The sequence below is a fragment of the Micromonospora sp. NPDC050417 genome (assembly GCF_044458865.1).
In the GTDB taxonomy this organism is placed as follows: domain Bacteria; phylum Actinomycetota; class Actinomycetes; order Mycobacteriales; family Micromonosporaceae; genus Micromonospora_G.
Window position 1 is genome coordinate 90,409 of record NZ_JBITIH010000016.1, and the last position, 22,032, is coordinate 112,440.

General features: G+C 70.4%; 16 protein-coding genes. 12 read left to right on the plus strand and 4 right to left on the minus strand.

Annotated features, from left to right (window positions below; genetic code table 11):
- Nucleotides 1-109 precede the first annotated feature (109 nt).
- On the plus strand, nucleotides 110-3,367 hold the full coding sequence (locus ACIBF5_RS21150) for an AfsR/SARP family transcriptional regulator (protein WP_396814094.1): 3,258 nt from the start codon (nucleotides 110-112) through the stop codon (nucleotides 3,365-3,367).
- Nucleotides 3,368-3,380: 13 nt separating this feature from the next.
- Here the strand turns inward: ACIBF5_RS21150 and ACIBF5_RS21155 are convergent, their stop codons facing one another.
- Entirely contained in the window at nucleotides 3,381-3,875 is a 495-nt protein-coding gene (locus ACIBF5_RS21155) for a Calx-beta domain-containing protein (RefSeq protein ID WP_396814096.1), read from the minus strand.
- A gap of 212 nt (nucleotides 3,876-4,087) precedes the next feature.
- On the opposite strand from ACIBF5_RS21155, the gene ACIBF5_RS21160 reads away from it, so the two are divergent.
- From ACIBF5_RS21160 to mmsB, 10 genes are all read left to right on the plus strand, one after another.
- Complete coding sequence (locus ACIBF5_RS21160; protein WP_396814098.1) at nucleotides 4,088-4,702, plus strand: hypothetical protein; 615 nt, start codon at nucleotides 4,088-4,090, stop codon at nucleotides 4,700-4,702.
- 22 nt (nucleotides 4,703-4,724) lie between these two features.
- Nucleotides 4,725-5,420, plus strand: coding sequence for an SdpA family antimicrobial peptide system protein (locus tag ACIBF5_RS21165; RefSeq protein ID WP_396814100.1), 696 nt, complete (start codon nucleotides 4,725-4,727; stop codon nucleotides 5,418-5,420).
- Nucleotides 5,414-6,424, plus strand: coding sequence for a sporulation-delaying protein SdpB family protein (locus ACIBF5_RS21170; RefSeq protein ID WP_396814102.1), 1,011 nt, complete (start codon nucleotides 5,414-5,416; stop codon nucleotides 6,422-6,424). Before ACIBF5_RS21165 ends, ACIBF5_RS21170 begins: the two co-directional genes overlap by 7 nt.
- A 447-nt stretch (nucleotides 6,425-6,871) precedes the next feature.
- Nucleotides 6,872-7,858, plus strand: coding sequence for a LacI family DNA-binding transcriptional regulator (locus ACIBF5_RS21175; RefSeq protein WP_396814320.1), 987 nt, complete (start codon nucleotides 6,872-6,874; stop codon nucleotides 7,856-7,858).
- 255 nt (nucleotides 7,859-8,113) lie between these two features.
- Nucleotides 8,114-9,853: a ribulokinase gene (gene araB, locus ACIBF5_RS21180; RefSeq protein ID WP_396814104.1), complete on the plus strand. Its 1,740-nt coding sequence runs from the start codon at nucleotides 8,114-8,116 to the stop codon at nucleotides 9,851-9,853.
- The gene (locus ACIBF5_RS21185) at nucleotides 9,850-10,527 is read left to right on the plus strand and encodes an L-ribulose-5-phosphate 4-epimerase (protein ID WP_396814106.1); all 678 of its coding nucleotides are present in this window, start codon (nucleotides 9,850-9,852) and stop codon (nucleotides 10,525-10,527) included. The genes araB and ACIBF5_RS21185 overlap by 4 nt, the downstream gene beginning before the upstream one ends.
- A 2-nt stretch (nucleotides 10,528-10,529) precedes the next feature.
- On the plus strand, nucleotides 10,530-12,071 hold the full coding sequence (araA, locus tag ACIBF5_RS21190) for an L-arabinose isomerase (RefSeq protein WP_396814108.1): 1,542 nt from the start codon (nucleotides 10,530-10,532) through the stop codon (nucleotides 12,069-12,071).
- 140 nt (nucleotides 12,072-12,211) lie between these two features.
- Complete coding sequence (gene chvE / locus ACIBF5_RS21195; protein WP_396814110.1) at nucleotides 12,212-13,339, plus strand: multiple monosaccharide ABC transporter substrate-binding protein; 1,128 nt, start codon at nucleotides 12,212-12,214, stop codon at nucleotides 13,337-13,339.
- A 106-nt stretch (nucleotides 13,340-13,445) separates the two neighbouring features.
- Nucleotides 13,446-14,978, plus strand: coding sequence for a multiple monosaccharide ABC transporter ATP-binding protein (gene mmsA, locus ACIBF5_RS21200; protein ID WP_396814112.1), 1,533 nt, complete (start codon nucleotides 13,446-13,448; stop codon nucleotides 14,976-14,978).
- A 6-nt stretch (nucleotides 14,979-14,984) separates the two neighbouring features.
- On the plus strand, nucleotides 14,985-16,253 hold the full coding sequence (mmsB, locus tag ACIBF5_RS21205) for a multiple monosaccharide ABC transporter permease (protein ID WP_396814114.1): 1,269 nt from the start codon (nucleotides 14,985-14,987) through the stop codon (nucleotides 16,251-16,253).
- Nucleotides 16,254-16,371: 118 nt separating this feature from the next.
- On the opposite strand, the gene ACIBF5_RS21210 is transcribed toward mmsB, so the two are convergent.
- Both ACIBF5_RS21210 and ACIBF5_RS21215 read right to left on the minus strand, forming a co-directional pair.
- On the minus strand, nucleotides 16,372-17,106 hold the full coding sequence (locus ACIBF5_RS21210; protein ID WP_396814116.1) for a hypothetical protein: 735 nt from the start codon (nucleotides 17,104-17,106) through the stop codon (nucleotides 16,372-16,374).
- 62 nt (nucleotides 17,107-17,168) lie between these two features.
- On the minus strand, nucleotides 17,169-18,182 hold the full coding sequence (locus tag ACIBF5_RS21215) for a zinc-binding dehydrogenase (protein ID WP_396814118.1): 1,014 nt from the start codon (nucleotides 18,180-18,182) through the stop codon (nucleotides 17,169-17,171).
- A gap of 203 nt (nucleotides 18,183-18,385) precedes the next feature.
- Here ACIBF5_RS21215 and ACIBF5_RS21220 point away from each other — a divergent pair, with 203 nt between their 5' ends.
- On the plus strand, nucleotides 18,386-20,098 hold the full coding sequence (locus ACIBF5_RS21220) for a dihydroxy-acid dehydratase (protein WP_396814120.1): 1,713 nt from the start codon (nucleotides 18,386-18,388) through the stop codon (nucleotides 20,096-20,098).
- A gap of 60 nt (nucleotides 20,099-20,158) precedes the next feature.
- Here the strand turns inward: ACIBF5_RS21220 and ACIBF5_RS21225 are convergent, their stop codons facing one another.
- Nucleotides 20,159-21,808, minus strand: a complete 1,650-nt coding sequence (locus ACIBF5_RS21225; protein ID WP_396814122.1) for an ABC-F family ATP-binding cassette domain-containing protein — start codon at nucleotides 21,806-21,808, stop codon at nucleotides 20,159-20,161.
- Nucleotides 21,809-22,032 lie beyond the last annotated feature (224 nt).

A 22,032-nucleotide genomic window follows, 5' to 3' on the forward strand; every position in this document is an offset into this window, starting at 1 on the left:
GACGGTTGCGGCGGATCTAGGTCAATTGCTGTCCATCGATCGATTCTGGACCTATGCTGCGGTGGAGGCGACTTCGTGACGCGTGTTCGCCCGCGCGGAAGGGGGGACCGTGGGGGGCACGTCGGCGGCCGGAGAAGCCACCGTCCCGGCCCCGGGCCAACCGGTCGGGGTGAGCCCAGCGGTGGTGCCCGCCGGCAGCGGTGGCGGGGACACCCCGGCGCGGCGGCAGGTTCGCCTGCTCGGGCCGGTGGAGGTGCTCGGCCCGGCCGGCCCCGCGTTGCTCGTCGGCGCGCGACAGCGTGCCGTGGTCGGACTGCTCGCGCTGAAGGCCGGCACGGTGGTGCCGCAGTGGCGGCTGGTCGACGCCCTCTGGGGGCAACACCCACCCCGTACGGCGGTCAAGTCCCTGCACAGTCACGTCGCCCGGGTCCGGTCGGCGCTGACCCTCTGCGGCCTGCCCGACGTGCTGGTCACCCGCGAGTCCGGGTACGCGTTGCGGGTGGCGCCGGAGACGGTCGACGCGATCCGCTTCGAGGAGTTCGCCCGCCGGGGCCGCGACGACCTGGCCGCCGGGGCGCCCGAGCGGGCCGTCGCCCGGCTACGTGAGGGCCTGGGACTCTGGCGACACGAGGTGGCCCTCGCCGACGCCGAGCCGACCGGTTGGGGCGCGGCGGAGGTGGACCGCCTCTCCGAGGTGCGGCTGGCCGCCATCGAGGACCGGTGGGATGCGGAACTCCAGTTGGGTCGGCACGTCGACGCGGTCGGTGAGCTGGAACGTCTCCTGGTCGAATACCCGTCGCGGGAACGGTTGGTCGCCCTGCTGATGCTGGCGTTCTACCGCTGCGGCCGACAGACCGACGCCCTCGACGCGTACCAGCGGCTGCGGGCCGGGATCGCGGAGGAGTTCGGCGTTGATCCCGGTCCGGAACTGGCCCGCCTGCACACCCGGATCCTCCGACGCGACCCGGGCCTCGACCCCGAGCCGGCACCGGTCACCGGGGCGCCGGCCGTGCCGGTCGCCGTAGGACCGACCAGCGCAGGGCGCGTGGTCGCCACCGGGATCACCACGGGTACGGACGCACCGGCCGGGCCGCCGATGCCGACGCCGATGCAGTTACCCGCCCCGGTCGGGTTCTTCACCGGTCGGGCACCGGAACTCTCCCTCCTGGACCACCTCCTCGACGACCCGGGCGGGGACCTGCGGCTGGCACTCATCTCCGGTCCGGGGGGCATCGGCAAGACCGCGCTCGCGGTGCAGTGGGGCCGCCGGGTCGCCGACCGTTTCCCCGACGGGCAACTCTTCGTCGACCTGCGCGGTCACGACCGGGAGTCGACGCTGCCACCGGGGCACGCGCTCTCGCACATGCTGCGCAGTCTCGGCGTACCGGCGGACCGGATCCCGGCCGAGCCGACCGAACAGGCCAGTCTCTACCGATCGCTGCTGCACGGCCGCCGCATCCTGATCGTGCTCGACAACGCCGGCACCGCCGACGACGTACTGCCGCTGGTTCCCGCCAGTGTCGGCACCATGCTGGTGGTCACCAGCCGCAGTGCCATCGCCGCGCTCAACACCCACCACGCCGTCTGTGCGCTCAGCCTCGACGTGTTGCCGGACCACGAGGCGCTGACCGTGCTGACCCGGCTGCTCGGCGGCGGGGCGGTGCAGCGGGAGCGGACCGCCGCGGCTGAGCTGGTCCGGCTCTGCGACCGGATGCCGTTGGCGCTGCGGATCGCGGCGGCGAAGCTGGCCAGCCGGCCCAGCCGTACGATCGGCAACCTGGTGGCGGAACTCGCCGGTGCGAACCGGCTCGACGCGCTCACCGTCGACGGTGACTCGCGCAGCGTACGGACCGTCTTCGCCAGTGCGTACCGGGCGCTGAGCGCACCCGCTGCCCGGCTGTTCCGGTTGCTCGGCCTCCACCCCGGCCCGACGTTCCACACCCTGCTCGCCGCCGCCGTGGCGAACCTGCCGCCGCACGAGGCGCGGCGGATCGTCGACGAACTGGTGGTGGCGCACCTCGCCGTCGAGACCGGTGTGGACCAGTACCGCTTCCACGACCTGATCGCGCTCTTCGCCCAACAGTGCGCGGCCGTCGACGAGACCGCGACGGGGCGGGACGAGGCGGTGCTGCGGATCGTCGACTGGTACCTCGCGGTCGCCACGGCCGCGAACCGGGTGCTCGACCCGGGCCGGGACCGGGTCACCGCGGTGCTGCGCCACCCACCGGCCGCGCCGCCGTTCCCGGCCGAACACCACGCCGCGCTCGCCTTTCTCGACGCCGAGCGGGGCAACCTGCTGCCGATCACCCGGTACGCGGCCGAACACGGCCTGCCGACCGCCGCGTGGCAGTTGACGTACCTGTTGATCGGCTTCTACGACTCGCGAGGGCACTGGCCCGAGCGGGTGGAGATGTGCCGCTTCGCGGTCTCCGCCGCCCGGCAGATCGGGGATCCGGCCACCGAGGGGCTGATGCTCAGCGGGCTCGGCGTCGCCCACATCATGGCGCGCCGTTTCGACGCGGCGCTGACCAGCCTGCACGAGGCGCTGCCGCTGATGTTGGCCAGCGGCGACCAGCGCGGGGCGGGGCACGTCTACAACAACATCGCGGCCGCGTACAGCGGGTTGCGCCGGTTCGACGAGGCGGTCACGGCGTTCCGGCACGCGCTCGCGATCCACACCGCGAGCGGCTACCGGCTCGGCATCGCCCTGGCACTCAACAACACCGGCCACACCTATGTCCGGATGGGCCGGCCCGAGCGCAGCACCCCTGACCTTGCCGAGGCGCTGGCGATCGCCCGGGAGGTCGGCAACCCCCGACTGGAGGCCGCGGTCCTGCACAGTCTCGGTGAGGCCGACCTGGGCCGTGGTGCGCTCGACGAGGCGCTCGACCATCTCGGCCGGGCACTCCTGGTCTACCAGGCGATCGGCGACCGCCGGTACGAGGCGGAGACGATGAACGGCCTCGGGCTGGCCTTGCTGCGCAAGGGGGATCCGGTCGCCGCGACGAGCCCGCTGCGGCGCGCCCTGCTGCTCACCCGTGACCTCGCCGACCAGCACCTGGAGGCGGTCACCCGGCACAACATCGGGCAGGCGTACCTGGCGGCGGGTGACCTCGCCGCCGCGGGGGAGGAACTGGGGCACGCGTTGGCGCTGCGTGGGCGGATACCGGACCCGTACGAGGAGGCGCGGGTCCGACGTGACCTCGGCGAGTTGGGTCGGCGCCTCGGTGACCGGACCGGTACGGAGCAGCACTGGCGGCTGGCCGTGGCGCTCTACCGGCGGGCGAACGCGGTCGCCGAGGCGGGAGAGCTGGCCGTGCGCCTCGAACGGCACGCACGGCCGGTCGCCGCTCCGGGTACCTTCTGACCCTTCGGTGTGCCTACCGACTCTTCGGCGGGGCACCGTCCTTGATCACGACTTCTGCCCGGCCCTGGCCGATCGTGCCGGTCGACGGGTCGGAGATGGTCACGCCGAACCACTCGTCGGGTTCCCGTCGGTTGTCGGCCTGGATCTGCACCGGCACCTCGACGCCCTTCGCACCGGCGGGGATGGTCACCCGGCGTTGCCCGATCGCGATGTAGTCGTCCGGCGCCACCGCGGTCCCGTCGGTGGTGCGGAACAGCACCGTCACCGGTTCCTTCAACGGCTGCGACAGGGTCACGGTGACGATGGCCGTGCCGCCCCGCTCGGCTGTGGTGGCCGGTACGTCGGCTGGTATCTGTTCCCAGCAGATCGTGCCGTTGACGGAGACCAGTACCCGGTCGTCCTCGGGGTCGCAGCAGGCGTGACTGGCGGCCGGGGTCAGGCCGAGCAGCGCCGTGGGGATTACGACGGTGGCGGCGAGCCTGCCGACTCGCCAGCGCGTACGTGTCATCGGGTCCTCTCCTTCGGTTGCCCTGTGGGTCTCCATTAACACCGTCGGCGGTTGTGGCGGGGTTGTGGCGCACATCGATGCCGCTCACGTCCAGAGCCAGTACGGCGGCGAAGTGTGCCGGGAAGTGGTCCTGTCCGCCGTCGCCCGGCCCGGCTGATCCTGATCGCAGGCGGCTGCCGAGGGGGCAGTCGCCGCATCGCAGGTCAGAGAGGGTGAACGAGTTGGTATTCATCGACGCAGTTCGAAGGCAGTGGGTGTGGGCGGCGGCGCTGTTCGCGGTCGTCGCGCTCGGCATCGGCTACGCCGGGCAGGTACGGGCGGAGGCACCGGCGGCGGCGCCGGTCTACAAGGCGGTGGATCTCGCCGACGCGATCCTGTTCGCCGACGGTCCGGCGGCGCGGCACCTGGCCGGGCTGGAGCGGCCGGCGATCGAGTGGACCGAGGAGGCGAAGCGTTCCAAGGAGGCGATCGGCGCGGCGATCAGCCGTGACGGGAAGTGGGGCGAGTCGTTCGCCAGCCGGGTTCAGTCCGGTGACCCGAACCAGATCGCCCCGGCGCTGCACGACCTCGGGGTGAAGTCCCGGCTCGCGCTGGACGACCTGTGGGGTCGGGACACGATGGACAAGGCCATGGAGGCGGCGGTCGGCGGCTCCGCTGCCAGCACGATTCTGGCCTGGCAGCGGTACGTGGTCATCTACCGGATCATCGTGATCGTCCGGCACATCTACGTTGTCTGGTCGCTGCGCATCGATGACCGGTTCGCCACCGGGAACCTGCCGGACGAGATCACCATCCGCGCCATCGCGCAGAACCTCAGCGTGCGCTGACCCGGGGACGGAGGGAAGCCTGATGGATACCAGCAGCGCGGTGTGGCGGCACCGCACACCGGCGGAGAGCGCCGGCACAGTCGAGGGCACGGACCGTCCCGAAGCGTCCGGCGAGGTCGACGGGACCGCCCTCGCGGGTTGTGACGGGCAGCCGGAACCGGAGACCTCCGCCGGGGACCGGGCGGATCTGCGGCTCGGCCGGAGCATCGCGTCGTTGATCGCGCTCGCCGTGGTCGCCGTGGTGTACGTGCTCCACGCCGCGCTGCCGGCCACCCCCTTCGAGTTGCCGTTCGGGAACCCGCAGGCGTTCCGGACCGTGGTGCCGGAGGGCTGGGGGTTCTTCACGATGAGCCCGCGTACGCCGGACGTCCTGGTGTACGGAGCCCGTGCCGACGGCGGCTGGCGGCAGTTGACCGTGGGCGCGCACGAGGGACCGGCGAGTCTGATGGGGTTGAACCGGCGTAACCGGTCGCAGGGGACCGAGGTGGCGATCGTGGCCAACCAGTTGCGGCCGGAGGAGTGGAGCGCGTGCGAGCGGGAGCCGCTCGACTGTCTCTCGGCCCTGCGTCCCCGGGAGGTACGGGTGACGAACTTCTCCACCCTGCACAGCGTCTGTGGCGAGGTCGGTCTGGTGATGCAGGACGTGCTGCCGTGGGCGTGGCGCGGGTTGCCGACGGAGATGCCGTCGAAGGTCGTACGGGTGGTGGTCTCATGTTGACCCGTTGGTTGGTCTCGCTCGGGCGGTGGGCCCGACCGAGGTTGGCCGAGGCGCCGTGGGGTTCCGGCCTGGGCCTGGCCCGTACGCTGCTCGCCCTGGCCACCCTCGGTACGTTGCTCGCCACCGCGCCGTCGGTGCTGATGTCGCCGTTGGCCGACGGGAGCCGGGGACCGGTCTGCGCCGGTCCGATGCAGGCGGGTGTCTGGTGCGTCGTGCCGGCCTGGCAGGGCGAGGCGGCCCGTTGGCTGAGTGTGGCGATCCTGCTCGTCGTCGCTTCCGGTTGGAGACCCCGGTTCACCGGTGTCCTGCACTGGTGGGTCTCCTGGAGTCTGCTGGTCAACGCCTCGATCGTGGACGGCGGTGACCAGGTGGCCGCCGTGCTGACCCTGCTGTTGCTTCCGGTGACGCTGACCGATCCGCGTCGTTGGCACTGGCAGCGACCGCCGGACCGAGAGCCGGGTTTGGCCAGGTTGGTGGCTTATGTAGCTCTGGTCCTGATCCAGATCCAGGTGGCCGTTCTGTACCTGCACGCCTCGGTGGCGAAGCTCGGCGTACGCGAGTGGGCCGACGGGACGTCGATGTTCTACTGGCTGCGCAACCCGACCTTCGGCGCTCCCGACTGGCTGCGTCCACTGGTCGACGTGATCACCGACTCCTCGGTCGGGGTCGCACTGCTCACCTGGTCGGCGGTTGCCTTCGAGTTCGCCCTCGCGCTGGCGATCCTGCTCGGCCCGGCGGCCCGGCGTCGGTTGCTGGTCGGCGGGTTGATCTTCCACGGCATGATCGCGGTCGCGATGGGACTGATCAGCTTCAGTACGGCGATGAGCGCGGCGCTGCTGCTCTATCTTCTGCCGATCGGGCGGCACCTGCCGTTGCCCAGTGCGGCGGTGCGGCTCGGTGGGCGACTGTCGCTGCTCCGGTCGCGTCGGCGGGCGCGACGGCGTGAGCGGCGGAGTCCGGAGTTTCCGACCGTACCGTCGGTCGGACGGCCGATCCAGTGGTGAGGGCGCCCGTCTGAGCTGGGGGCGGTACGGATCGGGGCGTGTCCCGTCGGCGGCGGGACACGCCCCACCGCGCGTGGTCGAGGCGTTCGGCGAGTGGTTGTCGGTGGGGCAGAACGGCTGCGCGGAGGGATCGGCACTCTTGACGATCGCATTGTTATCGCTAACATGATCGCAGTCAGGGTGACGTCGACTCCGGTGGGGGAGGAGCGAAACCCGATCCGGTCCGTCCGGCGTACGACATGACGCAGAGTGTCGATCCGGACGGGGCCGACGCCGGCGTACCGAGCCGGTTCGCTGTGGTTACCCGTGCGACGGGCTGATGAATCCCGCGCAGGCACCCGACGATAATCGGTTCCCGAGCGGCGCTCGTTGCCCGGGGTGGTGGCCCGCGAGCAATTCGGCGAATGAGGTAGCGAAGTGGATAACAGGATGGCGCGCAACCCCGCGATGACCGACGTCGCGCGGCTCGCCGGGGTGTCCCACCAGACGGTGTCCCGGGTCCTCAACGACCATCCGAACGTCCGCGAGCAGACCCGCAGCCGGGTCCGCGCCGCCATCGCCGAACTGGGCTACCGACCGAACCGGGCGGCCCGCACCCTGGTCACCGGGCGGTCCCAGTCGATCGGCGTGGTCACCCAGAACTCCACCCTCTACGGTCCGGCCTCGTTGCTCGCCGCGTTCGAGCAGGCGGCGGCGGAGTCTGGTTTCGCGGTGAGTGTGGCCAGCGTGAGCGTGCTCGACCAGCCGTCCATCGCCGAGGCGGTCACCCGGCACCTCGACCACCGGGTCGCCGGGATCATGGTCATCGCACCGGTCACGTCGGCCAACGAGGCGCTGGACGCGCTGCCCGCGGACGTACCGCTGGTGGCGGTCGACGGCGACCCGGAACGGTCGGCCGCGCTGGTCACCGTCGACCAGGTCTCCGGTGCCCGGGACGCCACCCGGCACCTGCTGGACGCCGGCCACCGGACGGTATGGCACGTTTCCGGCCCGCCCGAGTGGTTCGACAGCGCCGGCCGGATCGAGGGCTGGCGGCAGGCGCTGGAGTTGGCCGGCGTCGAGGTGCCGCCGCTGATGCCCGCCGACTGGACGGCCGCGTCGGGTTACCAAGCTGGGCAGATGCTCGCCCGGATGCCGGAGGTCACCGCGATCTTCGCGGCAAACGACCACCTGGCTCTCGGCATCCTCCGGGCGATGAGCGAGCGGGGTCGTCGGGTGCCGGAGGAGGTGAGCGTCGTCGGCTTCGACGACGTGCCCGAGGCCGCGTACTTCATCCCTCCACTGACGACGGTCCGGCCGGATTTCCGGGCCGTGGCAAGGGCAAGCCTCTCCCTTCTGCTCGAACAGATCGAGTCGGGTCGACCGACGACCGAGCGGCACACGGTCGCCCCGGCGCTGGTTTCCCGGTCCAGCGTCGCCCCGCCGCCCCGCTGAGCCGGGGCGGCCCTGGTTCTGCCCGGCGCGAGTCGCGCCCACCGGGCCCCGGCCGGTACGGGCGACCACACGGTGTCCGGTAGGCAGCCATCAGGTAACGGAATGTAGTCAGGTGGGTTACCTGCAACCACCCCTTCGTTACTGAAATGTTACGGCGTCCGGTTGACCCGAGAATTGTTAGCGATAACACTCTGGGTCCGAGCCTGCGATCCGAGGCCGCCGCCCCTGCCCGCCCGCCCCTCGAAGGTGTCAGAGATGCCGATCGATACGTCAGAAGCGCTCGTAGTCGGAGTCGACTATGGGACGTTGTCCGGCCGTGCCGTCGTGGTACGGGTGGCGGACGGCGCCGAACTCGGTTCTGCGGTGTTCGAGTACCCGCACGCCGTACTCACCGACGCGTTGCCGGTCGGCGACGTCCGGCTCGGTCCCGACTGGGCACTTCAGGTTCCGCAGGACTACGTCGACGTGCTGCGGTACGCCGTACCGGCAGCCCTGGCCGAGGCCGGCGTGGACCCGGCGGCGGTGATCGGCATCGGCACCGACTTCACCGCCTGCACCATGGTCCCGACCCTCGCCGACGGCACGCCTCTCAACGAACTGCCCCGGTTCGCCGACCGTCCACACGCGTACGTCAAGCTCTGGCGTCACCACGCCGCCCAGCCGCAGGCCGACCGGATCAACGAACTCGCCGCCACGCGAGGCGAATCCTGGCTGCCCCGCTACGGCGGGCTGATCTCCTCGGAGTGGGAGTTCGCCAAGGCGCTGCAACTGTTGGAAGAGGACCCCGAGGTCTACGCCACGATGGAGCGCTGGGTCGAGGCCGCCGACTGGATCGTCTGGCAGCTCACCGGCAGCTACGTACGCAACGCCTGTAGCGCGGGCTACAAGGGCATCCTCCAGGATGGTCAGTACCCGGACCAGGAGTTTCTCGCCGCGCTCAACCCGGGCTTCGCGGACTTTGTCACGACCAAGCTCGACCAGCCGATCGGTGCCCTCGGCGCCGCCGCCGGCACCCTCACCGCCGAGGCCGCCGCCTGGACCGGGCTCCCGGTCGGCATCCCGGTCGCGGTCGGCAACGTCGACGCGCACGTCACCGCCGCCGCCGGCAACGCCGTCGAACCCGGGCAGATGGTCGCCATCATGGGGACCTCGACCTGCCACGTGATGAACGGCGCCGAGCTGCGCGAGGTACCGGGCATGTGCGGCGTGGTCGACGGCGGGATCGTCGCCGGTAGCTGGGGTTACGAGGCCGGTCAGAGCGGCGTCGGGGACATCTTCGGCCACTTCGTCGAGACCCAGGTGCCGGCGAGCTACAGCCAGGCCGCCGAGGCCGAGGGGCTGACCGTGCACGAGTACCTCACCCGACTGGCCGCGACCCAGCGGGTCGGCCAGCACGGTCTGGTCGCCCTCGACTGGCACAGCGGAAACCGTTCGGTACTGGTCGACCACGAACTCTCCGGACTGCTGCTGGGGGAGACCCTGGCGACCCGCCCGGAGGACATCTACCGGGCCCTGCTTGAGGCGACCGCCTTCGGCACCCGGACCATCATCGAAACCTTCGCCGGTGCCGGCGTGCCGGTCTCCGAACTCTTCGTCGTCGGCGGCCTCACCAAGAACAAGCTGCTGATGCAGATCTACAGCGATGTCACCCGACTGCCGCTATCACTGATCACCTCCGCCCAGGGGCCGGCGCTCGGCTCGGCGATCCACGCGGCGGTCGCGGCCGGGGCCTACCCCGACGTCCGCGCCGCGGCGGCCCGGATGGGACGGGTGGAACGCGCCGTCTACACCCCGGACGAGGCAGCCGCCGCCCGCTACGACCAGCTCTACGACGAGTACCGCCAGCTCCACGACCACTTCGGCAGGGGAGGTAACCGGGTGATGCGCAGGCTGCGCGCGATCCGGCGGGAGGCGATGGCCGAGGCGACCGCCGCCGGCACCGCCCCGAACGGAGCGACCGACGGCGCCTTGCAGACCGAGGAGGTGGCCCGGTGACCGTCACCGAATCCGTCGCCACGACGATCCGCACCATCCAGGCGCAGGTCGCCGCGCTCCACGCCGAACTCCCCCGCAACGGGCTGGTGGTCTGGACCGCGGGCAACGTCTCCGCCCGCGTACCCGGCGCCGACCTGCTGGTGATCAAGCCGTCGGGGGTGAGCTACGACGAGATCACCGCCGACAACATGGTGGTGACCGACCTCGACGCCAACCTCGTCGACGGAGAGCTGGCCCCCTCGTCGGACACCGCCGCGCACGCCTACGTCTACAAGCACATGCCGCACGTGAACGGTGTCGTGCACACCCACTCCACGTACGCGACCGCCTGGTCGGCGCGGGCCGAGCCGATCCCGTGCGTACTGACGATGATCGCCGACGAGTTCGGCGGGGAGATCCCGGTCGGACCGTTCGCGCTGATCGGTGACGACTCGATCGGACAGGGCATCGTCGCCACCCTCAGCGGGCACCGCTCGCCCGCCGTACTCATGCGTAACCACGGTGTCTTCACCATCGGGGCGAGTGCCCGCGCCGCGGTCAAGGCCGCGGTGATGTGCGAGGACGTGGCGCGCACCGTGCACATCGCCCGCCAGCTCGGCACCCCGTTGCCGATCGAGCAGCGCGACGTCGACTCGCTCTACGCCCGATACCAGAACGTGTACGGGCAGGCGTGATCATGCCCGGGACAGGAGGATCCGCCATCACTACCACCACCACTCCCCAGATCTGGTTCCTCACCGGCAGCCAGCACCTGTACGGACCGGAGACGCTCCAGCAGGTTGCCGAGCAGTCGCAGGAGATCCAGCGGACCCTCACCGCGACCGGACCGGTCGCCGCCGAACTGGTGTGGCAGCCGGTGCTCACCGACGCGGGCGCGATCCGCCAGGTGATGCTCGCGGCGAACGCCGACCCGGACTGCGTCGGTGTGATCGCCTGGATGCACACCTTCTCGCCGGCGAAGATGTGGATCAGCGGGCTCGACGTCCTGCGCAAGCCGCTGCTGCACCTGCACACCCAGCTCAACGCGGCACTGCCGTGGGAGTCCATCGACATGGACTTCATGAACCTCAACCAGGCCGCCCACGGCGACCGGGAGTTCGGGTTCATCCAGACCCGGCTCGGGGTGGCCCGCAAGACCGTCGCCGGCCACGCCTCCGACCCGGCCCTGGTGGCCCGGATCGACGGCTGGGCCCGCGCCGCCACCGGCTACGCCCACCTGCGTACCCTGCGGCTGGCCCGATTCGGCGACAACATGCGGGACGTGGCCGTCACCGAAGGCGACAAGGTCGAGGCCGAGCTGCGCTTCGGTGTCTCGGTGAACACCTACGGCGTCAACGACCTGGTCGAGCTGGTCGACCAGGTGGCAGACGACGCGATCGACAACGTGGTCTCCGAGTACGCCGAGCTCTACCGGCTCGCCCCGGGACTCGGCCGGGGTGGCGACCGGCACCAGGAACTGCGGTACGCCGCCCGGATCGAACTCGGACTGCGCGAGTTCCTCACCACCGGCGGCTTCGGTGCCTTCACCACCAATTTCCAGGACCTGGGCGGGCTGCGCCAGCTTCCGGGCATCGCCGTACAGCGGCTGATGGCAGACGGCTACGGCTTCGGCGGCGAGGGTGACTGGAAGACCTCCGCGCTGCTCGCCACGGTGAAGGCGATGGGTGTCGGCACCGGCCGGGGGACCTCCTTCATGGAGGACTACACCTACCACTTCGGGCCCGGCGAGCCGAAGATCCTCGGCGCGCACATGCTGGAGGTCTGCCCCAGCATCGCCACCGGCCAGCCGTCGTGCGAGATCCACCCGCTCGGCATCGGCGACCGGGAGGACCCGGTCCGCCTGGTCTTCGACGCCCAGTCCGGCCCCGCCGTGGTGATCGGCCTGGCCGACCTCGGTGACCGGTTCCGGTTCGTGGCCAACGAGATCGAGGTCGTGCCGCCGGACGAGCCGCTGCCCAAGCTGCCGGTCGCCCGGGCGGTCTGGAAGCCGGCGCCGTCGCTCTCCACCTCCGCCGAGTCGTGGCTGACCGCCGGTGGACCCCACCACACGGTGCTGACCCAGGCCGTCGGGGTGGAGACACTGCAGGACTTCGCGCACATGCTCCGTACCGAGCTGCTGGTGATCGACCAGCAGACCACCACCGCCGGTTTCGCTGACCGGATGCGGTGGAACCAGGCCTACTACCGGCTCGCCCAAGGGCTGCCGGGCAGGGGATGAGGCCGGCCCACGGCCCTGTCCGCACTACCCGTCGACGGGCCATCGGTACGTCGACATCAGAAAAGAACGAATCGCGGCGACCTGCACTGCGGGATTTCTTGAACCCGGTCGACCCGCGCTCTGTACTCAAAGGAGAGAACATGAGATTCGTACGGCTCGCGTCGGTGGCTGGCGCCATCACGCTCGCCGCTGCCCTTGCGGCCTGCGGCTCAAGCACCAAGACGGTCGACCAGGAGGCCGGCAGCGGTGACAACACCGGTGCGCTGGTCGGCGTCACCATGCCGACCCGCTCCTCGGAGCGGTGGATCCACGACGGTGACAACGTCAAGGCCGCCCTGGAGAAGCTGGGCTACAAGGTCGACCTGCAGTACGCGGAGAACGACATCCCGACCCAGGTCAACCAGATCGAGAACCAGATCACCAAGGGTGCCAAGCTGCTGATCGTCGCGTCGATCGACGGCACCGCGCTCACCACCCAGTTGCAGGAGGCCGGGGACAAGAAGATCCCGGTCATCTCCTACGACCGCCTGATCCGTAACAGCCCGAACGTGGACTACTACGCCACCTTCGACAACTTCAAGGTCGGCGTCGAGCAGGCCAACTCGCTCCTGATCGGCCTGGGCCTGAAGAAGGCCGACGGCACCGACGGCGACGCCAAGGGCCCGTTCAACATCGAGCTCTTCGCCGGCTCGCCGGACGACAACAACGCCACCTTCTTCTTCAACGGCGCGATGTCGGTCCTGCAGTCGTACATCGACAAGGGCACGCTGGTGGTGAAGAGCGGTCAGAAGGACTTCAAGACCGTCGCCATCCTGCGCTGGGACCCGGCCACCGCGCAGAAGCGGATGGAGGACCTGCTCTCCAAGACGTACAACGGTGGCACCAAGGTCCAGGGCGTGCTCTCCCCGTACGACGGACTGTCGATCGGCATCCTCTCGGCGCTGAAGAGCAACGGGTACGGCACCGCCGGTCAGCCCTACCCGGTCGTGACCGGTCAGGACGCCGAGCTGGCCTCGGTGAAGTCCATCATCGCCGGTGAGCAGTACTCGACCGTCTACAAGGACACCGCGCAGCTCGCCGACGTCACGGTCAAGATGGCCGACACCGTGCTCAAGGGCGGCAAGGCTGAGGTCAACAACACCACCGACTACGACAACGGCAACAAGGTCGTCCCGTCGTTCCTGCTCCAGCCGGTCGTGGTGGACAAGTCGAACTACCAGAAGGCCCTGGTCGACTCCGGCTTCTACACCGCCGACCAGCTGAAGTAGTCAGCACCGCGTGGTCCTGCCGCCGGTCCCGGGACCGGGCCGGCGGCAGGAACGACGTGTCATCGCGGCGGTAGGGCGATCAGCACGGCCCGGAGGGACCACAGGCATGACCGACGACAACATCCTGCGAATGCGCGGGATCACGAAGACGTTCCCCGGGGTGAAGGCGCTCCAGGACGTCAACCTGTCCGTACGCCGGGGCGAGATCCACGCGATCTGCGGCGAGAACGGCGCGGGCAAGTCGACTTTGATGAAGGTGCTCTCGGGCGTCTACCCGCACGGGTCGTACGAGGGCGAAATCCACGTCGACGGTGAACTGGCCAAGTTCGCCGACATCCGACAGAGCGAGCAGCGCGGCATCGCGATCATCCACCAGGAGCTGGCGCTCGCCCAGCAGCTCTCCATCGCGGAGAACATCTACCTCGGCAACGAGTTGGCGACCCGTGGGCTGATCGACTGGAACCGGACCAACCACGAGGCGGCCGTACTGCTGCGTCGGGTCGGGTTGGCCGAGAACCCGGTGACGCCGGTGCTCGACCTCGGCGTGGGCAAGCAGCAGTTGGTCGAGATCGCCAAGGCGCTCGCGAAGAAGGTACGGCTGCTGATCCTCGACGAGCCGACCGCCGCGTTGAACGACGACGACTCCGCCCACCTGCTCGACCTGCTGCGTGGGCTGCGGGACGAGGGAATCACGTCTGTGATCATCTCGCACAAGCTGAACGAGGTCAGGGCGATCGCGGATCGGATCACGATCCTGCGCGACGGGCGCTCGATCGAGACCCTGGATCCGGCGGTCGAGGAGGTGAGCGAGGACCGCATCATCTCCGGGATGGTCGGCCGGGCGCTGGAGCACCGCTTCCCACCGCACCAGCCGCGCATCGGCGAGGAGGTCCTGCGGATCGAGGACTGGACCGTACACAGTCCGACCCAGCGGGGCCGGGTGGTGGTGTCGAAGGCGAACCTGACACTGCGCCGGGGCGAGATCGTCGGGCTGGCCGGACTGATGGGGGCCGGACGGACCGAGCTGGCGATGAGCGTCTTCGGCCGCTCCTACGGCAGGGACATCTCCGGTCGCATCCTCAAGGACGGCAAGCCGATCGAGTTGCGCTCGGTACGCGACGCGATCCAGCACGGAATCGCGTACGTCACCGAGGACCGCAAGCGGTACGGACTCAACCTCATCGACGACATCAAACGCAACGTGTCCGCGGCCGGGCTGCGCAAGCTCGCCCGTCGGGGCTGGGTGAACGAGAACGAGGAGTACCGGGTCGCCAACGACTTCCGGGCGAGCATGAACATCAAGGCGCCGAGCGTGGCGAGCATTACCGGCAAGCTCAGCGGCGGCAACCAGCAGAAGGTCGTGCTGTCCAAGTGGATCTTCACTGATCCGGACGTACTGATTCTCGACGAGCCGACCCGCGGCATCGACGTGGGTGCGAAGTACGAGATCTACACGATCATCAACCGGCTCGCCGACGAGGGCAAGGCGGTCCTGGTCATCTCCTCGGAGCTGCCGGAACTGCTCGGCCTCTGTGACCGCGTCTATGCCCTCTCGGCGGGGCGGATCACCGGTGAGGTCAGTCGGGCGGAAGCCACCCAGGAACGACTCATGCAGTACATGACCAAGGAACAGGAGTAGACCCCGATGAGCAGCATCGCACCCGCGAGCGCCGATGCCGGTGCCGGTGCCTCGGTGGGCGTCGGCGACCCGCGGCCACCGGACGGCAAGCCACTGCGTCGATTCTCGCTGAACCTCCGGCAGAGCGGCATCTACGTCGCGTTCGCCCTGATCATCGTGTTGTTCTCGGTGCTCACCGGTGGCGACCTTCTGCAACCGCAGAACATCTCAAACATCATCGTGCAGAACTCGTACATCCTGATCCTCGCGATCGGGATGATCCTGATCATCATCGCCGGGCACATCGACCTGTCGGTGGGATCGGTGGTCGCGGTCAGCGGTGCGATCGCCGCGGTGCTGATGGTCGAGCACCATGTGCCCTGGCCGCTGGCGCTGCTGATCACCCTGGTGGTCGGCGGCCTGATCGGGGCGTGGCAGGGGTTCTGGATCGCCTACTTCGGCATCCCGGCCTTCATCGTCACGCTCGCCGGCATGCTGCTGTTCCGGGCGTTGACCCTCACCGTCCTGGAGAACCAGGGCATCGGGCCGTTCCCGGACGAGGTACGGACCCTCTCCAACGGGTTCACCAGCGGCTACTTCGGCAACATCGGCCTCGGGCCGCTGGGCGGGGCGGACCTGTTCAGCCTCCTGGTCGGCGTGGTCGCGGTGGTCGGCATCGCCGGCACCCAGTGGCGTACGCGTAAGGCGCGGCTCGGCTACCAGCAGACCGTCGACCCGATGCCGATCTTCCTGCTGCGGATCATCGCGGCGGCGGCGGTGGTGCTGGTGGTCGTGGTGCAGTTGGCCCGGTTCAAGAACCTGCCGTGGGTGCTCGTGCTGCTGGCGGTGCTGGTTCTGGGGTACTCCCTGCTGACCAACCGGGTGGTGTTCGGTCGGCAGATCTACGCCGTCGGTGGCAACCTCCAGGCCGCGACGCTCTCCGGCGTCAAGGTCAAGTCGGTGATCTTCTGGATCTTCGTGAACATGGGGGTACTGGCGGCCCTGGCCGGTGTCATCTTCGCCGGGCGGCTGAACCAGGCCGGTCCGACGGCCGGTAACTCCTTCGAACTGGACGCGATCGCAGCCGCCTTCATCGGTGGCGCGGCGGTGCAGGGCGGCGTGGGCAAGGTGATCGGTGCCATCACCGGTGGCCTGATCATGGGCGTGATCAACAACGGCATGTCCCTGATCGGTGCGCCGAGCGAGCAGGTCATGCTGGTCAAGGGCGTCGTGCTGCTGGCCGCCGTGGCCTTCGACGTCTGGACCAAGCGGCGGGCCGGGCTGTCCAGCCGCTGAGCCGGGGTGGCCGGAATGGCCGCTGATCAACGAGACACGCCATAACGGCGGTCGGCGCCGAACCGGCGCCGACCGCCGTCGGCGTACGTCCTCAGGAACATCGCCCCGGTCGTGCCGCTCAGCGTCGCAACATGGCCAGGCCGTGCGCGACCGACCGTACGACCATCGGCCCTCCCACGCCCTTCGAGACCTGTCGCAGACCACCCGGTACGTGCCGCATCACGCCCGACGCCTGCCGGACCGCCCCCGGGACGTGCCGCATCGCCTTCGAGGCGTACGCCGTCGGGGCGGATGTGTGGCGTACACCTCGGGCCCGTCGCACCATCCCTCGGAAGACCTGGCCCGGTTTCTGCTGTTCCCCGGCGAGTGCGGTGACCACGATCAACGCGCCGGTGAGGGCTGGGATCGCCCACTGCAGCACCCGGAGTTGGCGCTGGCTGGACGCGACCTGTCGGGGTGTCTCGTGACTGGGCTCGGTGGCTCCTTCGACCGGCGCGCCACCGGCCCGTTGCAGCTTCATGCCGAGCACCCGGCTGTATCCGGTCACCGCCAGCGCCGCGACCGTGAGACCGGTCTTGACCAGGCTCATCTTGGCCACCCCAGCCTGGGTGATCACCCGTGGGCTCTCGGTCACCAGCTCGCCGGCGGCACCGGCCACGTGCGCGCCGATCGCGGCGGCATTGACCGGGGTCCACCGGGCCCAGCCGGCCGAGGCCACACCGAGCCGCTGTTTCGAGTCCTCCACCCGTGCTGCCGCGCTGTTGACGCCGACCGCTCCCATGAGCGAGCCGCCGAACCAGGCCGCCAGCCCCAGATCGTGCATCGAGCGCAACACGGTGTGTCGTTCGGACATCTGATCCCTCCCACCTGGTGAGGATCCGCGTTTACCCGTCCCTCCGACGGCTAATCCACGGGTCAGCGGCGAGGGTCGACGTGCACCTTGGGGCCTGGTCCGGCATTCTCGGGTAGCCGGCCGGCCAGTGCCGCCCCGACCTGTGTGAGGCCGATCGTGGCGGCGACCAGCGGCCGGGGGTCGACGGACCCACTGGCGTACCGGGCGATGGTGCCGGCGAGCCCGGCGGAGCCGCCGAGGATGCCGACCGCGGTCACGTCCTTGAGCGCGAACGTCCGGGTGTCGACCAGGCTCGGAGTCCCGGCCAGGCCGATGTAGACCACCCGTCCGCCCGGTTCCACCAGGTCGAGGGCGAGCGCGGGCAGCGCCGGGTCGTTGGCGGCGTCGATCACCGCGTCCCAGGGCAGATCGGGAATCTGGTCGCCGGTCCAGACACCGGTGAAGCCCCGGCTGCGGGCGAACTCCAGGGACCGGGCCGACTTGCCGACGACGTGCACCTCGGCGCCCTCCGCGCGGGCGAACTCCGCCACCAGCAGCCCGATCGTGCCCGGCCCGAGCACCAAGACCCGCTCGCCGGGCTCCAGCGCGGCGCCCTGGACCGCGCGCAGCGCGTTGCCGCCCGGTTCCACCAGCGCACCGGCCGTCTCGTCCACCTCGTCCGGCAGCGGGTGCAGGGCGGTGACCGGTACGGCAAGCTGCTCGGCGAGCGCCCCGGCGAAGCCGCCCCGGATGCCGATCTCGGAACGGTCCGCGCAGACGTGGGCGCGCCCACCGAGGCAGCGCCGGCAGTGGCCGCAGCCGAGCATGGTGTCTCCGGTGACCCGGCGGCCGATCCAGGCGGGATCGACGTCGCGGCCGACCGAGGCGACGGTGCCGCACCACTCGTGCCCCAGTCGCATCGGATACCGCGCGTGCCCCTGGTGCAGGTACGCCATCTCGCCGGTGAAGAATTCGACGTCGGTGCCGCAGATGCCGACCCGGGACACGTCGACCACGACCTGGCCCGGCCCCGCCTTGGGAGGCTCGACCTCCTCGACCGTGCTCCGGTGCGCACCGGTGACGACGAAGGCCCTCACCCGTGCGGTTCCCGGTCCTCGGCACCGTACCCGCTCTGACGGGTGGATGTGCGTTCGGTGCCCGACTCCGTCACGGTCGTCCGGTCTCTCGGGAGCCGACCTGCGGGGCCCGTGACGGGGGTGTTCCGTGACGGATCTTGGGTAGCCCCGAGCACGTTCCAAATCGTAGACTGGTGTTCCAGTAATTGGAAGGCGGTCACCTGGTGGGACAGCGCAGCGCGCAGTGGTACGCCGGCACCGATCGCAACGCCTACATCCATCGCGCCTGGATGCGTCGGGGCCTGCCGGCTCACGCCTTCGACGGCCGCCCGCACATCGCCATCGCGAACAGCGCCTCCGACCTCACCCCGTGCAACGCCCACCTCGACGAGGTCGCCGAGAGCGTCAAACAGGGGGTCTACGAGGCCGGCGGCATCCCGCTGAACCTGCCGGTGGTGTCGTTGGGGGAGACGCAGGTACGGCCGACCGCGATGCTCTGGCGGAACATGGCCGCGATGGCGACGGAGGAGATGCTTCGCGCCAACCCGATCGACGGCGTCGTCCTGCTCGGCGGCTGCGACAAGACCATCCCGGCGCTGCTGATGGCCGCCGCCTCGGTGGACCTGCCGGCCGTGGTCGTCCCCGGCGGACCGATGGTCACCGGCACCTTCCGTGGACTGGCACTCGGCTGCGGCACCGACGTGTGGAAGCTTTCCGAGGAGGTACGCGCAGGAACCCTCTCCGAGCAGCAGTTTCTCCGTTCCGAGTCGTCGATGATCCGCAGTCGCGGGCACTGCAACACGATGGGGACCGCGTCCACGATGGCACTACTCGCGGAGGCTCTCGGCGTCGTCATCCCGGGTGTCGCCGGCACCCCCGCACCGGACAGTCGGCTGCTCGAAGCAGCGCACGACACCGGTCGGCTCGCGGTCGAGATGGTCACCGCCGAGCGCCGACCGAGCGACCTGCTCACCCGGGGGTCGTTCCTCAACGCGATCGTCGCGCTGGCCGCGATCGGCGGCTCGACCAACGCGGTCGTCCACCTGCTCGCCATCGCCGGTCGGCTCGGGATCGAGCTGACCCAGGACGACTTCGACCGCACCGGCGCGAACGTGCCGCTGCTGGTCGACCTCCAACCAGCCGGCCGGTTCCTGATGGACGACCTCCATCGTGCGGGCGGACTGCTGGCCGTGCTGCGTGAGGTCCGCGACCTGCTCGACCCGGACGCGCTGACGGTCACCGGCCGTCCGCTCGTGGACTACCTCGACGAGGCCCAGATCTGGGACCCCGAGGTCATCCGGGTACGCGACGAACCGCTGTTGCCGCACGCCGGGATCGCCGTCCTCTACGGAAACCTCGCCCCGTCCGGTGCGATCATCAAGCCGGCGGCGGCGTCACCGCAACTGTTGCGGCACCGGGGCCGGGCGGTCGTCTTCGAGTCGATCGAGGACCTGCACGCTCGGATCGACGACCCGGATCTCGACGTCGACGCCGACTCGGTGCTGGTGCTGCGGGGCTGCGGGCCCCGGGGCTATCCGGGCATGCCCGAGGTGGCGAACCTGCCGTTGCCGGCCAAACTCCTGCGGGCCGGGGTTCGGGACATGGTGCGGGTCTGCGACGGCCGGATGAGTGGCACCGCGTACGGCACCGTCGTGCTGCACGTGACGCCCGAGGCTGCTGTCGGGGGTCCGCTGGCGCTGGTCCGTACCGGTGACGTCATCGTGCTCGACGTCGCCGCGCGGCGGCTCGACGTGGACCTGCCGGCGCAGGAGTGGGCGCTGCGTACGCCCGACCCGCAGACCGTGCGGGCGTACGCCGAGCCGGCGCGCGGCTGGGAGCGGCTCTACGTCAACACGGTCCAGCAGGCCAACACCGGCGCGGATCTCGACTTCCTGCTCGGGTCGAGCGGACACCAGGTCGCCCGCGAATCCCACTGAGGCCGCTCTCCTGACGGTTGCCCCGGGGCGCCACCGCCGAACCCTGGCCCGCCGCCCGAGCTAGGTGTGCCGCCCCGGAAGGCGGAACTCGCGCCCCGGCCAGCGGGAGCGCAGCCACCGGTCGTGGCTGGCGACCACGATCGCACCGGGGCCGGTGCCGAGCGCCTCCTCCAGTTCGTCGGCGAGTCGGGGCGAGAGGTGGTTGGTCGGCTCGTCGAGCAGCAGCAACTCGGGCGGGTTCGCCACCAGCAGGGCCAGGGCGAGCCGGCGACGCTGTCCGACCGACAGATGCCCGACCGGTCGGTCCAGGTCCGGCACGCTGAGCAGACCGAGCGAGAGCAGCGGTACGGACTCGGCCCGTTCGGCGCCGAGCGCCAGTTCGTAGCTTTCCCGTACGGTCCGGTCCGGCCGCTCGAAGACTGTGTCCTGAGTCAGCAGGCCGATGGTCAGCCCCGGCCGCCGCCGCACCTCGCCGACGGCTCCCAACCGGCCGGCCAGGACCGCGAGCAGGGTCGACTTGCCCGCCCCGTTCGCGCCGGTGACCAGCAGCCGCTCGGTGGCCGGCAGATCGAGGTGATCGAGGGTGAGTCGGCCGGGCACCCGTACGCCCCGCAGTGACACCAGCATCCCGTCGGCGGACTCGGCGGACTCGGCGGACTCGGCGGACTCGGCGGCGAGCGCGGTGGCCCGGAACCGCAGCGGTTCCGGTGGGCGGCCGACCTGGTCTCGCTCCAGTTCGTCGAGCCGGCGGGCGGCGCTGCGCACCCGTCGCGAGATCTGCTGCTGCACTCGGCCGGTGGTGTGGCCGTAGCCCATCTTCTCGTTGTCGCGCTTCACCCGGCCGGGCGCGACCTGGTGGGCGGTCACCTCGACCGAACGGCGCAGTTCGGCGAGTTCCGTCTGTTCCTCGGCGAAGCGCCGCTGCCAGCGGTCCCGTTCCGCTCGTTTCTGCGCCTGGTAGGCGGTGTAGTTGCCGCCGTACCGGGTGGGGCCGTCGACGGCCGGGTCGAGGTCGATCAGGTCCGTGCAGACGGCGTCGAGGAACGCCCGGTCGTGGCTGGCCACCACGACCACCCCGGGCAGGCCGCGCAGCTGATCCTCCAGGAAGCTCGCGGCGGCGTCGTCCAGGTGATTGGTCGGCTCGTCGAGCAGCAGCGCGGCGGGGCGTCGCGCCAGCAGAGCGGCGAGTGCGAGCCGGCCACGCTGCCCGCCGGAGAGGGATCCCAGCTCCCGGTCGTGCGGGACTGTCCCGAGGCCGAGCCCGGCGAGGACGATGTCGGCCCGGCGGTCGGCGTCCCACGCCTCGTGCTCCTGCGCCCGGTCGAGCTGCTGCCCGTACGCGCCGAGCAGGTCGGAGTAGCCGGGGGAGCCCTGGTCGGCGGCGGCGAGTGCCCGGGTGAGCCGGTCCAGTTCGGCGAGGATCTCGTGGGCCTCGCGCAGGGCGTCGTCGAGCACGTCGGCGATGGTCGACCCGGCCTCGAACGGCATCTCCTGGTGCAGGAAGCCGAGGTCGGTGGGACGGACGACGGTGCCGGCGTCGGGTTCGTCCGCCCCGGCAAGCAGCCGCAGCAGGGTGGACTTGCCGACACCGTTCTCGCCGATCAGACCGATCCGGTGCCCGGGGGCGGCGGTGAGGGAGACGCCGTCGAGCACCCGACGGGCGCCGAGCGTACGGACGAGCTCATGGGCGAGCAGTGCGGAACCGGACATACGACACCACCGAGGGGATTGATCTTCCGCCCGCCGGGCAGTGCCTCGGTCGCGGGCGCGGGAAATGTCGGTGGCTCACATCGGGGGTCAGCCTACGGGCGACCCAACGGCACCCGCAACCGATTGACGTCGCCCCCACCTGGGGAGATCCTTCGGGTTCTCACCTCGCGTACAGGCTTCCTGAAGGTTTCTCCCGGTGCCGGGTGGTGCAATTGACGGGTCGC

Excerpts from the sequence above, each read along its gene's own strand:
- araA (WP_396814108.1), top strand. The coding sequence starts at position 10,530 with ATGCCCGGGACAGGAGGATCCGCCATCACTACCACCACCACTCCCCAG.
- mmsA (WP_396814112.1), top strand. The coding sequence starts at position 13,446 with ATGACCGACGACAACATCCTGCGAATGCGCGGGATCACGAAGACGTTC.
- ACIBF5_RS21225 (WP_396814122.1), bottom strand. The coding sequence starts at position 21,808 with ATGTCCGGTTCCGCACTGCTCGCCCATGAGCTCGTCCGTACGCTCGGC.
- mmsB (WP_396814114.1), top strand. The coding sequence starts at position 14,985 with ATGAGCAGCATCGCACCCGCGAGCGCCGATGCCGGTGCCGGTGCCTCG.
- ACIBF5_RS21165 (WP_396814100.1), top strand. The coding sequence starts at position 4,725 with ATGGATACCAGCAGCGCGGTGTGGCGGCACCGCACACCGGCGGAGAGC.
- ACIBF5_RS21155 (WP_396814096.1), bottom strand. The coding sequence starts at position 3,875 with ATGACACGTACGCGCTGGCGAGTCGGCAGGCTCGCCGCCACCGTCGTA.
- ACIBF5_RS21210 (WP_396814116.1), bottom strand. The coding sequence starts at position 17,106 with ATGTCCGAACGACACACCGTGTTGCGCTCGATGCACGATCTGGGGCTG.
- ACIBF5_RS21175 (WP_396814320.1), top strand. The coding sequence starts at position 6,872 with ATGACCGACGTCGCGCGGCTCGCCGGGGTGTCCCACCAGACGGTGTCC.
- araB (WP_396814104.1), top strand. The coding sequence starts at position 8,114 with ATGCCGATCGATACGTCAGAAGCGCTCGTAGTCGGAGTCGACTATGGG.
- chvE (WP_396814110.1), top strand. The coding sequence starts at position 12,212 with ATGAGATTCGTACGGCTCGCGTCGGTGGCTGGCGCCATCACGCTCGCC.
- ACIBF5_RS21170 (WP_396814102.1), top strand. The coding sequence starts at position 5,414 with ATGTTGACCCGTTGGTTGGTCTCGCTCGGGCGGTGGGCCCGACCGAGG.